Origin of the sequence: Pseudoalteromonas sp. Ld20 (assembly GCF_045064175.1) — a bacterium.
GTDB lineage: Bacteria > Pseudomonadota > Gammaproteobacteria > Enterobacterales > Alteromonadaceae > Pseudoalteromonas > Pseudoalteromonas neustonica.
The window spans coordinates 56,766-69,204 of record NZ_JBISHB010000035.1 but is presented as its reverse complement, the minus strand read 5'-3'; the positions used below and the strand labels follow the sequence as shown (position 1 = coordinate 69,204).

General features: G+C 39.5%; 10 protein-coding genes. 3 read left to right on the top strand and 7 right to left on the bottom strand.

Annotation, left to right across the window (positions count from 1 at the left end):
• Positions 1-47 precede the first annotated feature (47 nt).
• The 3 genes from zipA to ACJJVX_RS11860 form a co-directional block, all read right to left on the bottom strand.
• Entirely contained in the window at positions 48-803 is a 756-nt protein-coding gene (gene zipA, locus ACJJVX_RS11870) for a cell division protein ZipA (protein ID WP_054206437.1), read from the bottom strand.
• A 39-nt stretch (positions 804-842) separates the two neighbouring features.
• Entirely contained in the window at positions 843-4,238 is a 3,396-nt protein-coding gene (locus ACJJVX_RS11865; protein WP_405631602.1) for a chromosome segregation SMC family protein, read from the bottom strand.
• 80 nt (positions 4,239-4,318) lie between these two features.
• The gene (locus ACJJVX_RS11860) at positions 4,319-5,050 is read right to left on the bottom strand and encodes an RNA methyltransferase (RefSeq protein WP_054206439.1); all 732 of its coding nucleotides are present in this window, start codon (positions 5,048-5,050) and stop codon (positions 4,319-4,321) included.
• Positions 5,051-5,249: 199 nt separating this feature from the next.
• On the opposite strand from ACJJVX_RS11860, the gene ACJJVX_RS11855 reads away from it, so the two are divergent.
• Genes ACJJVX_RS11855 through ACJJVX_RS11845 form a run of 3 tightly spaced genes read left to right on the top strand, consistent with a single transcriptional unit; the run spans position 5,250 to position 7,665 of the window.
• A complete protein-coding gene (locus ACJJVX_RS11855; protein WP_405631599.1) occupies positions 5,250-6,338 on the top strand; it encodes a YjgN family protein in 1,089 nt (362 codons plus the stop codon).
• Positions 6,338-7,375 (top strand): M48 family metallopeptidase, encoded by a 1,038-nt coding sequence (locus tag ACJJVX_RS11850; RefSeq protein ID WP_054206441.1) that lies wholly within the window; start codon positions 6,338-6,340, stop codon positions 7,373-7,375. The genes ACJJVX_RS11855 and ACJJVX_RS11850 overlap by 1 nt, the downstream gene beginning before the upstream one ends.
• On the top strand, positions 7,372-7,665 hold the full coding sequence (locus ACJJVX_RS11845; protein ID WP_054206442.1) for a hypothetical protein: 294 nt from the start codon (positions 7,372-7,374) through the stop codon (positions 7,663-7,665). Before ACJJVX_RS11850 ends, ACJJVX_RS11845 begins: the two co-directional genes overlap by 4 nt.
• A 104-nt stretch (positions 7,666-7,769) precedes the next feature.
• Here ACJJVX_RS11845 and ACJJVX_RS11840 read toward each other — a convergent pair whose 3' ends face one another.
• The 4 genes from ACJJVX_RS11840 to ACJJVX_RS11825 all read right to left on the bottom strand — a co-directional run bounded on the left by ACJJVX_RS11840 (position 7,770) and on the right by ACJJVX_RS11825 (position 12,228).
• The gene (locus ACJJVX_RS11840) at positions 7,770-8,141 is read right to left on the bottom strand and encodes a hypothetical protein (RefSeq protein ID WP_054206443.1); all 372 of its coding nucleotides are present in this window, start codon (positions 8,139-8,141) and stop codon (positions 7,770-7,772) included.
• A 153-nt stretch (positions 8,142-8,294) separates the two neighbouring features.
• Positions 8,295-9,218 carry an agmatinase gene (gene speB, locus ACJJVX_RS11835; RefSeq protein WP_054206444.1) on the bottom strand — a complete coding sequence of 308 codons (924 nt, stop codon included), beginning with the start codon at positions 9,216-9,218 and terminating at the stop codon, positions 8,295-8,297.
• A 1-nt stretch (position 9,219) separates the two neighbouring features.
• Entirely contained in the window at positions 9,220-11,136 is a 1,917-nt protein-coding gene (speA, locus tag ACJJVX_RS11830) for a biosynthetic arginine decarboxylase (protein WP_054206445.1), read from the bottom strand.
• 624 nt (positions 11,137-11,760) lie between these two features.
• Positions 11,761-12,228: a GNAT family N-acetyltransferase gene (locus ACJJVX_RS11825; RefSeq protein ID WP_054206446.1), complete on the bottom strand. Its 468-nt coding sequence runs from the start codon at positions 12,226-12,228 to the stop codon at positions 11,761-11,763.
• Positions 12,229-12,439 lie beyond the last annotated feature (211 nt).

Sequence of the window (12,439 nt, the reverse complement as noted above, 5' to 3'; positions counted from 1 at the left end):
AAGTGGCTTATAAAAATCTTAACTAATTAATTTTACATAGCAGGTAATTAAACTGAAAAACGTCTCACTTTTTCAACGTAATCACGTACGCTATCAACCGTCATCTCTTCGCGCTGTGAGTCTAATATAGCGGCGCCAAATTCATCCGCCAGTTTCTTCGCTGCACTATGGAGCATATTAAATGCGGCAAGCCCATCGCCATCACAGGGTAAGGTCATAAATAAACTAATCCCTGCAGTACTAAATTGTTCCATGTTATCAACATCGAACGTTCCAGGATTGTACATATTCACTAACCTAAACAGCACTGGACCATGGCCAGCAGGGTCTAAGTGGCGATTAAAAAAGCCTTCTTCAGAATATTTAAAACCAAGCGTATTTACAGCGGGTAGTAATTTACTACCTTCCATTGTTAAGCCTTCAGGCATTTGGATATGCACAATAATAAAGTCTTCTGCTGCTGGCGCTTCATCTGTTTTTTTACATTCTTCGCTATTAGTGTCTTCCTGCGCTTTTGTTTGCTCAGTAACCGTATCTTCAACTACCTCATCTAGTTTAGGCTGCTCATCTGATGCACTAAAACTAAGATCACCAAACTGCGGCTCATCACGCTGCGAGGTATGTGTTGCTATTGGTTCTGATATTGGTTGGCGTTGCACTGGGGGCTGCTCAGTAGGTTCAACCCGCTCATTTGTTGCAATAGGTGCATCTTTTTTACGAACTGACCACAGGCCATGTATTAATAATCCACCAATGACAACTACACTGATAATGATTAAAACCCATCTTAATTCTTCGGCCATCCCCTCACCTTTATTATTTATCTACTTAACTATTAATAATTATGCATGTGCCATTTGCACTGCTTGTTCGATATCAACAGCAACCATACGCGATACGCCTGGCTCTGCCATTGTAACACCCGTTAACCTTCCCGCCATTTCCATGGCAATCTTGTTATGACTGATATAAATAAATTGCACCGATTGTGACATTTCCTCCACTAATCGGCAAAACCTGCCAACATTCGCATCATCAAGTGGTGCATCTACTTCATCCAGCATACAGAAAGGAGCTGGATTGAGCCTGAATATTGAAAACACTAATGATAATGCGGTCAGCGCTTTTTCTCCACCACTTAAAAGGTGAATTGTTGAATTTTTCTTACCTGGTGGTCGTGCCATTATACTAACACCACTTTCTAGTAAGTCATCACTGGTTAATTCAAGATATGCACTGCCTCCACCAAATACTTTAGGGAATAACTCACCAAAATCATGGTTTACCTGATCAAATGTCGTTTTAAAGCGATTTTTTGTTTCTCGGTCGATTTTTGCAATGGCACCCTCTAGGGTTGATAACGCTTTAGTTAAATCTTCCAGTTGCTGCTCTAAATACTGACTGCGTTGCTGAGCTTGTTCAAATTCATCAATCGCGGCTAAATTTACGGCTCCTAATTCACTTAAACTTTGTGTAACTTTATTTAAATGTCCCTGATACGTTGTTGCATTGGCCTGCTCTGGTAATTGCGCCAAAATATCTTTCAGGTTTTGCTGCAACTCATCTAGCGGCTCTAACGCCAGCTGTGCTTTAACTAACAAGCTTTGCTCTTCCAGAGCATGTTGTTGCAACTGATCTTGTAAAATAACAAGTTCTTCTTGCGAACCTTTGAGCATCACTTGTTTATCTGCTAAAGCTGTTTTAGCCTCACCTAATGCTATTTGCAAGTTTTTAAGTTCAATTTCACCTTGCTGATTTTGCTTTAATAACAATACTATTTGTTCTGCGGCCTCTTCTAATGGCATGACCAAATCTTCTAATTGTATTGTTAATTCAGTTACAGCTTCACTCGCAGTGTCACAGGCTGTAATGGCATGCTGTAATTTAGCAACACTGAGCTGACAATCACCGCGCGCTTTTTGCTCAGCCAAAGTCGCTTGATTTGAAATAGTTTTGTAGCGTTCAAGTTCAGCGTTAATGTGTTTAAATTGCTCATCACTTTGCTGCTGAACTATTTTTGCCTGTTCAAGCCTTGCACTTATTAGTGCCTTTTGCTTCGTTAAATCAATTATAAGCTGTTCTTGTAACGTAACTTTACCTGCCACAACACTAAATTCATCATCCAATAATTGCAACTTTCCTTGTAACTTATGCTGTTGATTTTTAAAATGCAATTGTTGTTCTTTTAGCATATCTCTACGCGTACTCGCCGCAGCTATTTGCTGTGCCAACTGATGCACTGCGCCTTTAAGCTCTTCCATTTGAGCGCAAAGTTGATCGCATGTTTGTTGCTGCGTGTTTAATACATCGCTGTGACTAATTAAATCAGCCGTTAATTTTGATTCTAATAACTGAGCGTCAGCAAGTTGCTTATGTTTAATCAGTAATGAATTATCAGTATTCTTATTCGTATTTTGGTGCCAGTTACGGCCATACATATTACCTTGCGCATCTATAACAGCTAACCAAAAGTCATCGATTAAATCATCTACTGTAAAACTATTTTTATAAGCAATACGGTGTAATAATTCAGGGTAAACACCACTTTCGATTAATGCAGCTAATGAGCCTTTGCGCGCGACTAACGAAATAGGCCAAACGGCATTGCTTTGAGCATCCTTCGTCACATTTAAATGTTCAAGCCCCTGCAAAGCATGCTCAATCAAATGCTCATAACCCGTTTTGACACACAGCTGAGCAAGCATATTATGCTTACTTTGCGCATCGTCACCAACTAGCATTGAGTTTAAGCCAACTACTTTGGCTTTATTCTCATTTAATTGCTGAGTAATGTCGTCATGTCTTTGTTGGCTGTCGGCTAAACTGGCTTTAGCCTGCTGCAAACTAACGTGTACTTTATTTAACGTCGTTTGTTTTGAGGCAAGCTCTTGCGTAAGGGACTGCATTAATTGCTGTTGCTGCGCCACTTGTTGCTCAACTGGGTTGGTGCTCAACTCGACCAACTCGATTTTAAGGGTATCTTGCTGCTTTTTTATATATTGCTGGCTTTGAATATGTTGAGTGAGTACATTTTGCTGATTATTGTGATCGGTGTTTATCGATTGAAATTGCTCATAAATACTTTGCCACGCACTGCTACTTTGCGCTTTACTCTTATCTAACAGCGCAACTTGCGACGCCACTTCGTTCACCTGCTCGGTGCATAGTAACGTGTGTTCAATCGCGCTTTGCAGTACGTTTTCCAGCTCTTGCGCATGACTATTTTGATATCGCTGTGATTCCTGACTTTGCAGTTGTATTTGTTGTTGTTTGATCAGGTTTTGGCTTAAAGCCTGCTGTTGCTGTTTTAACCCTATTTGTTGCTGCTCAACACGTGTAAGTGCTGTATGAATTTGATGCTGCTTTTGTTGGGCTTCGTTGAGGCGCTCAATACGCAGTTGGACTTGGCTTTCAAGGGTTGCCAATACATCATCATGACCTGAGTGAGCCGTTTTAAAAAAACTAATTTGCTCATTCAATTTAGCCATTTTATCGGCTTTAGTCACTTGTTGCTGATGCAATTTTTGCCATTTCAAAACAGCAAGTTGACCTTTTAATGTGCGTTCTTGCGTTTTTAACTCGCGATATTTTTTGGCTTCAACTGATTGCACTGCCAGCTTATCAACCTGTGCTTGCAGCTCTTTTCGTACATCAAGTAAACGTTCTAAGTTTTCGCGGGTACTTTTAATACGAGTTTGCGTTTCACGCCGACGCTCTTTGTATTTAGACACGCCGGCAGCTTCTTCTAAAAACACGCGCAAATCAGCCGGTTTACTCTCGATTAAACGTGAGATCATGCCCTGCTCTATAATTGCGTAACTGCGCGGGCCAAGGCCTGTGCCTAAAAATATATCAGTGATATCACGTTTACGGCATTTACTGCCATTGAGAAAATACAACGATTGCCCGTCGCGTGTTACTAAGCGCTTAATTGCCACTTGGTTACGATCAGCAAAGGTATTAGGTAAATGGCCTTGAGTGTTATCAAAAATCAGTTCAACTGATGCTTGCGAAATAGGTTTACGATTAGTTGAGCCATTAAAAATAACATCCGTCATGGCATCGCCACGCAGATTTTTGGCCGAGCTTTCGCCAAGCACCCAACGCACGGCATCAATCACATTGGATTTACCGCAACCGTTCGGGCCAACGACACAAGTCATTTGATCAGGAAATGGAATTTTAGTCGGCTCTACAAAGGATTTAAAGCCCGCTAATTTTATGGTGCTCAAACGCATCTAGTTGGTTTACCGACTCTTATTGTTATAGCTTCAGTATTTAATTTAACCGTTATGGGCGGCAAAAGTAAGTACAAAGGTTACGCTTGGCGTTTAAAGTTATCTAAAATAATACCCGTTGCCATGGCTACATTTAACGATTCAGCCTCGCCAAATGCCGGAATAGTTATTTTGTTAGTGACCAACGCTGCACATTGGGTGCGAATACCATGAGATTCACTGCCCATCAATAACACGCCTGATTGGGCTAATTTAGTATGGTGCAAATTTTCACCTTCTAAAAAAGCACCATAAATAGGTAGGTTAAGCGCAACTAAATAATCAGCTAAATCAACTTGGCTGACAGCAACACGTACAAATGAACCCATTGTCGCGCTAATGGTTTTTGGATTGTAAGGATCGGCGCTATCAAGACTGGTTACTATATGTTTAATACCGTACCAGTCAGCAACGCGGATAATTGTGCCTAAATTACCGGGGTCTGACACACCGTCCAACGCTAAAATTAATCCCTCAGCTTTGGGGGCATTTACCTGTGGCATTTCAACAATCGCAATTGCGGCATTATTTGAAACTAGCGTACTGGCTTTAGTGAGGCTTTCTTCATCGGCTGGCGTTACTTTTACGTAGCCAATTTGCTGTTGATACTGCTCAATAAAAGCGGGGGTAGCAAACAGCTCTACCATTGTTAAACCACTTGCCAATAACTCAAGTACGTTTTTTTCACCCTGTACAAGGTATTGATTATGTTGCTTTCGGTATTTTTTTTGACCTAATGCACGAATTAACTTGAGTTGGTTTTTTGAAATCATAGCTGCCCCATAAAATGATGGCCAGAGTATAGCAGATTTAATCCTAAATCCTGAACTTGAAAAAAACAGAAAAACATTAAAACACCTTTATAAACATCTATATTTAATATGAACATGGGATGACTGTGTCGTGTTTTTTATTGCTTAATATGGCGGAATTTAGTAAATTCCAGTCTAATTTAGGAAAATGGAATTTCATATGGAACCCACAATACAGACTACACCACCATCAACTGATAACATTCTTTTCAAAGGAAAAATACAATTTAACGGTAAAGTCGGAGAGTTTTTTGGCATTTGGATCGTTAATATTATGTTAAGTATTTTAACCCTTGGTATTTACTCTGCTTGGGCAAAAGTACGTACTTATCGTTACTTTTATGGCAATACACATGTCGATAACCATAGCTTTGATTATTTAGCAACACCTATGCAAATACTCAAAGGCCGTATTTTAGCAGTAATAGTTTTTATTATTTATAGCTTAGTCGTACAATTTTTGCCTGTCATCGGGTTATTATTTGCACTCGGTTTTTTGTTTTTAATGCCATGGATAATCAATCAAGGCCTGCGCTTTAATATGCGTATGACGCGCCATCGTAATGTACGCTTTGCGTTTTCTGGTAACTACGGCGATGCCTTAATTAACTTTGTATTACTCCCTATTGCAAGTGTATTCACACTGTACTTATTAATGCCTTATGCATTAAAGCGCATTGATCAATACATACATGAGAATATCAGCTATGGTGGCAAACCATTATCTGTAAATCTTAAAGGCGAAACTTATTATATGGCTGCATTGATTACCATCGGTGTTACCTTTGCTGGTTTAATTGGCTTTGCTATTTTCGCTGGGATTGCAGGTGTAGCGATGAGTTTTAATGGTTTAGATACCAACAGCTTGAATTTTTCCACTTTACTTTTCCCTGTGCTAATGGCTGTAATGTATATTGGGATGCTCACGTTAGTTAGCGGAATTTATCAATCTATTATTCGTAACCATATTTTGAATAGTAGCGAGTTTGAAGACATAGCCAGTTTCAAGTCAGACCTTAAACCCGCAGCTTACGGTTTCCTTTTATTTACTAATGCAGTGGCAATTATTTTCACTTTAGGTCTTGCTTACCCGTGGACAAAAATACGTAAAGCACATTTACTTGCCGCTGCCACAGAGGTCACTATTTATACAGGCGCGCTTACGCTTATGGATACTGTACAAGAACAGCAATCATCATTTGCTGAAGAAGCCGCAAATGTGTTTGACATCGATATTTCACTCACTTGATGAAAGCACTTCATGTAACAGGCTGCTATTACTTCCCCAATAGCAGCCAGCATCAATATTGCACGGCTCAAGTCAATAATGAGCAAGTGCAACTGCTTAATCAAAATAATGACTTAATCCATAGCGCATCAACCATAGATTGCATATTAGAAAGCCCGATCCCGGGGGTAGCCGCACAACTTAGTTTTTGTAATGGCGGGCGCTTTATTCCTGATGATGTGGATTTTCGTTGGCCGTTTGGCAATAAAGTATATTCAATCAGTGAGCGTTTAGAGAAAAATAAACTCCTTATTTTGCTCAGCGTTGTTGTCGCACCTTTATTGCTTTGGCTTATTCTCTATAGAGGGATCCCTGCAATTGCCGTATACAGCGTTAATGTAGCATCTCCTGCGGTGGTTGAAAGTATGGGCGAGCAAAGCTTGGCTGTGATTGAAAAAATAGCGCTAGAGCCAACTCAACTTTCAATAGATCAACAAGCTGATTTACAAAGTAAATGGGCCCAAATGCTCACAGCACTCGAATTGGACAACACAAAGTTCAGGCTGTCATTTTATCAATCTGATTATCTTGCAGCGAATGCATTTGCCCTACCACATGGCCGAGTAGTTGTTACTGATGAGCTCGTTACGTTACTGGCAGATAAACCCGATGCACTACGCGCTATTTTATTACATGAAATTGGCCATGTTGAGCATCATCATGGTGTGCGCCTATCTGCGCAAGCTGTTGCAAGTACCGTTGTCTTGGCTGTAATTTTTGGTGACTTGGAAGGTATTACAGAAGTAGTACTTGGCTCTGGTTCTTCATTTTTGCAACAAGCATTTTCACGCGATATGGAAAGAGAAGCCGATAATTATGCAATTGAAAAGCTGGTTAAATTGGGCTATTCCAATCACGATTTTGCAGATGCTATTGAAGCATTACAACAAAGCTTAGAAGAACAACATGCTGAACTTGAAGATAATTGGTTGAAGTATTTATCAACCCACCCAAGCAGCCAAGAACGAATTGAGCATGCTAGGCAATATAAACCATGACCCCTGAGCTCACTTTACTGATCTTAGCTGTCACGGTCATCAGCCTAGGATATGGTTTTATTTATCCACGCTTTGCTGGGAATGACTTTAAAAAAGTATCAATGCAAGACTTAATTGCAACGGGCATAACCTTAATGATTGCCGGCAGTCTTTATTATAATTCTGGTATTGAATTTAGTTGGTTAGCATTCAAGGTTAACTGGTTTTGGTTTACCTTTTTAACCTATGTAGTTATTGAGATCCCCGTATGCTTAGTTTATGCGAAAAAGCATAATATGAAATTTTCATAACACCATTTCATAAATAAACACTACTACGAATATATAAATGAATTTAAACATATAGAAGCACCAATGATAATTGGTGCTTCTTATCTGAGCATCACTTAATACTATTAATGGCCTGTTTCATAACTCATACGTGCAATATTTGTAGTCTCATATGTACCATCTTTATATAAAATCAGAGCTGAAGCGCTAGTTGATCGATAAGCTCTTACATTAACAGTACATGATGTTCCACCTGAACAAGATGCGTCACCTTGCCAAATTACTTGATTGATCGGTTTTGAGATATTCTGTAGGTAAAACTTACCTGTTGTACTATTTCCAAAACTAAAGTCGAATGCATCACATCGTGCTGTTCCATTACTACTATACCCATTACTACCTTTAGGGTAAACATCACACACTAAGTCAGTTGCAAAAACTGAATTTGTAGTTAGTGCAGCGCCAGAAAGTAATAATATTCTAAGTATCGTTTTCATATATCTTCCTTAATTATCATTATTGCTCACCAATAGAGCAAACAATAAATTAACATTTAACAACAAAAAATCAACAAAAATAACTAAAAAGAAGACAAAAAAATAAATGACAAAAAAGCGCCTAGATGGCGCTTTTTATTTTCCATGAAAATATCAGTACTTATGCTTTAACGTCCATAAGTGCAATAATTCACTGGCAATGGTTGCTGCAGCGATTGCTGTTAATTCACTTTGATCGTACGAGGGAGATACTTCAACCACGTCCATACCAATTATATTAATGCCCTTAAGCGCACGTAATATTTTAAGCACTTTGTCGCTGGTTAAACCGCCACACACAGGCGTACCAGTACCTGGGGCAAACGCGGGATCTAAACAATCTATATCAAAGGTGATATACACAGGTAAATCACCCACGCGCGCTAAAATTTGCTCAGCAATGCTTTGCGCTGATAAATCATTAGCCGCCATGGCATCAATCACGGCAAACTCATGTTTACTTTGATCAAAATCAGTACGTATACCAATTTGAATACTATGATCAACATCAATCAGTCCTTCCATCGGTGCATGATAAAACATGGTACCGTGGTCATAGCGTGAACCATTACTATAAGTGTCTGTATGAGCATCAAAATGTACTAGCGCCATTTTACCAAAGCGTTTAGCGTGCGCTCGTAATAACGGTAAGGTAACAAAATGATCGCCACCTAGACCTAAAATAGCATTACCTTGGTTTAAAATGCCCGCAGCTGCCTGTTCAAGCTTTGCAGTAAAGTATTCAGCATCGCCGACTGGGTACGTAAAATCACCAGCATCCGCTAACTTTAAACGTTCAAACAACTTGAACGTCCATGGGTATTTAGTCTCTTCCCATGCTAAATGTACTGATGCTCTGCGAATAGCATCTGGGCCTAAACGAGCGCCCGGGCGCCCTGAGGTTGCCATATCAAATGGCAATCCCAGTACGACAACATCAGCATTAATGTCTGTGATATTTTGTACCATTGGCTGACGTAAAAACGTCATGCCATTGGAATACAATGAGTGATCAGGGTGATCAAACAAAGTGGTCATATTAAAGCTCTTCTAAATAAGTATAACCGTCTAAACCCGCTTGTAATTCATCAAGCACGCTTTGTTGCTCAGCCTGTGGTAATTTTGCAGCCACCAGCTGTGCATATGAAGATTGAAAACCTTCTACATCAAGGTGAACATAACGCATCATGTCGGCTACCGTGTCACCTTGGTTTATTTCTACAATACTTGCCTCACCTTGCTCGTCCATGTGCACCATAGCGCTGTGAGTGTCGCCAAACAGGTTATGCATGTCACCTAAAATTTCTTGGTACGCACCCACTAAGAAAAAGCCCATCAAATAAGGTGTGTCAGCACTAAATTCAGGCACTGGTAACGTACTTTCAATACCTTGGCCATCAACATAATGATCAAGCGCGCCGTCTGAATCACACGTAATATCTAACAATACAGCACGCTTTTTAGGCGCCTCTGTTAAGCCGCTTAATGGCAATACCGGAAACACTTGATCAATACCCCATGCATCAGGCAATGACTGAAACAAAGAGAAATTAACAAAAAATTTATCCGCTAAACGAGCATTTAGTTCATCAATAATCGGGCGATGAAAACGATTTTTGTTATCCATGTGTTTATTAAGTTCATAACATACACGTAAATTTATTTGCTCAGCCCATGCGCGTTGCGTTAAATCGACTAGGCCCATTGCAAACTGGTTATGCGCTTCAGCTAAGTCACCTTGGCTGTCATGATAAATTTCAATTAATGCACGGTCATCCGTTAATACATGAAGTTGCTGCCACGACATCCACATATTTTTCAAAAGGATTGGTGCATCTTCTGCCGGTGCTTGAATATCTTCAGGCACGTAGCTTTCTGTACCAATAACATTTGAAATAAGCACTGCATGATGCGCAGTTAACGCACGCCCTGACTCTGAAATAATCGTCGGGAATGGCTGCTCGTATTGCTTACAAATATCACCAATGGTGTAAACAATATTATTTGCGTATTCTGCCAAGCTGTAATTCATTGAGTTATGTGATTGGCTGCGTGTGCCATCATAATCAACCGCTAAACCGCCGCCTACGTCAAGACAATCAATTTGTGCACCTAATTTACGTAACTCACAGTAAAAGCGCGCAGCTTCGCTTACACCTAGACGGACATCGCGAATATTAGCCATTTGCGAGCCTAAGTGAAAATGCACCAACTCAATTAAGTCAAGTTGATCGGTTTCTTTTAAACGATTTACTACATGTAATACTTGTGACGCTGATAAACCAAATTTTGACTTTTCGCCGCCACTCGCTTGCCATTTACCTTTACCTTGTGATGCTAAACGCACACGTATACCAATACGCGGTTTTACGTTTAGCTCTTTAGCTTGGCTAAGCACCATATCCAGCTCAGAGAGTTTCTCAAGCACGATATACACTTTATGACCTAGCTTTTCGCCAATAAGTGCTAAGCGCACATATTCTTTATCTTTATAGCCATTACAGACAATCACTGCACTGGTTTTTTCAGCTAATGCTAATACGGTCAATAACTCAGGTTTACTACCAGCTTCTAAGCCAAGCTGTTTCTTTTCTATATTAGCTTGGCTGGCAACTATCTCTTCTACAACTTCACGCTGTTGATTTACTTTAATTGGGTAGACTAATAAATAGTCTTTTGGATACCCATAGCTTTCTATTGCGGTATTAAATGCAGCACATAAACTGTGAACGCGATGATGCAATATTTGCGGAAAACGTACCAAAGCAGGTAAGCTCAAGCCTTTATCTTCAAGTTGTTTAGCGATATCTATAAGTGCGATGGTTTGCTCTGGGGCATCAGCCTTTGGCGCAACATACACATCACCTTGATCATTAATACCAAAAAAACCTTGGCTCCAATGACGAACATTGTAACTCGTACGAGCTTGTTCTAGTGATGATGTTGTCTCTTTCATTTATCTTTCTCTTTTATTTAATGAGTGCCGTATCGGCTAATTGCGCGCATTAAAAGAAAAATAAGCCCCTAAGTCCAACAAGTATTTTTACTCGTAACGAATAAATTTTAATATCAATAATTTTAGGTCGAGCAACATGGCATACAAGACGATAATTATGAGCTAAAAATCATTAATAATGCGGTGTTTTACTCATCGGTAGCGTGGTGATATTCGGTATTTGCAGGAAGTACCCAAACCACCTCAAGATACGAGTTTCAGTTGGAATTAAAAGCGATTTAGGCAAGGCATGGATTGCAGGTAATGGTTATTTCCTTATCAAAATCAATAACGCAGTATAAATCGCTTTTAAACCAACCCGTTGGGCGTTTCACAGGCACTTACTCCCTGCGTTGTTACTTCTTAAAAGGGACCGCCATTATTGCGAAGTAACGCCTTGATATTAAGCCCCTGTGGAACGCTGAATCCTGCATTTTGAGGTGGCTTGGGTATATTTTTGTAGTTTTACAGATAAAATCAATGTCAGACTTATGAAACGTTTTCACTGCATCTTGTCGCGACGACCTATAATAGGGTAGATAGATCGTCTTTGTTATTAAGTTATCTTAATAAAAATCTCATATTTTAGGAAGGTTGACTAAGCCCTAATTCCATAAATAAACTTTGTGGATTATCTTTATATTTACCAAAGCTTAAACAGCGTTGAAACCCTAGATTTTCATACAAGCTGATTGACTCAGCTTGTTTAGGGCCTGTTTCTAATCTGATCAATGGAATTTCTTCTTCTCCTGCATGATGCAATAAAATTTGCATAATACGACGAGATAAACCCTTTCCACGATAACTTGGTTTAACATATAAGCGTCTAATTTCACCATAAACCTTATCGTCAAATTGTTTTACAATGGCACCACACGCTACTATCCCGTCCTCGTTTTTTAATCCAATGGCATAAACATTGGGTTTATTTAAATCATTTACCGTAAGGGACTGAGCAGTTGCAATGGGGTACAAAGTGTTCATTAGTCGGTCGATATCAGCAAAAACATTAATCACATCCTGGTCATTTGGTTTTAAATCAACTAACTGCATAGAACATCTCAATTTATATTAATAATTTGTTGGCAAACTATACCGAATTGTAACAAATGAACAACCGCGTTTAGCCTATTTTTAATGTATTTAAACTTTTATATGCGTATCAGCCACTATTTTACAGGTAAAAATATTTTTAAAATTCACTCTTTATTTGTGTACTACCACTCACTTTGCTCTGTTTAGCCTAAAGATCTGTCATTACAGG

Bases quoted from the DNA above. Each gene is read 5' to 3' on its own strand.
- speB (WP_054206444.1), bottom strand. From the start codon at position 9,218: ATGACCACTTTGTTTGATCACCCTGATCACTCATTGTATTCCAATGGC.
- ACJJVX_RS11865 (WP_405631602.1), bottom strand. From the start codon at position 4,238: ATGCGTTTGAGCACCATAAAATTAGCGGGCTTTAAATCCTTTGTAGAG.
- ACJJVX_RS11850 (WP_054206441.1), top strand. From the start codon at position 6,338: ATGAAAGCACTTCATGTAACAGGCTGCTATTACTTCCCCAATAGCAGC.
- ACJJVX_RS11845 (WP_054206442.1), top strand. From the start codon at position 7,372: ATGACCCCTGAGCTCACTTTACTGATCTTAGCTGTCACGGTCATCAGC.
- ACJJVX_RS11855 (WP_405631599.1), top strand. From the start codon at position 5,250: ATGGAACCCACAATACAGACTACACCACCATCAACTGATAACATTCTT.
- speA (WP_054206445.1), bottom strand. From the start codon at position 11,136: ATGAAAGAGACAACATCATCACTAGAACAAGCTCGTACGAGTTACAAT.
- zipA (WP_054206437.1), bottom strand. From the start codon at position 803: ATGGCCGAAGAATTAAGATGGGTTTTAATCATTATCAGTGTAGTTGTC.
- ACJJVX_RS11860 (WP_054206439.1), bottom strand. From the start codon at position 5,050: ATGATTTCAAAAAACCAACTCAAGTTAATTCGTGCATTAGGTCAAAAA.
- ACJJVX_RS11840 (WP_054206443.1), bottom strand. From the start codon at position 8,141: ATGAAAACGATACTTAGAATATTATTACTTTCTGGCGCTGCACTAACT.
- ACJJVX_RS11825 (WP_054206446.1), bottom strand. From the start codon at position 12,228: ATGCAGTTAGTTGATTTAAAACCAAATGACCAGGATGTGATTAATGTT.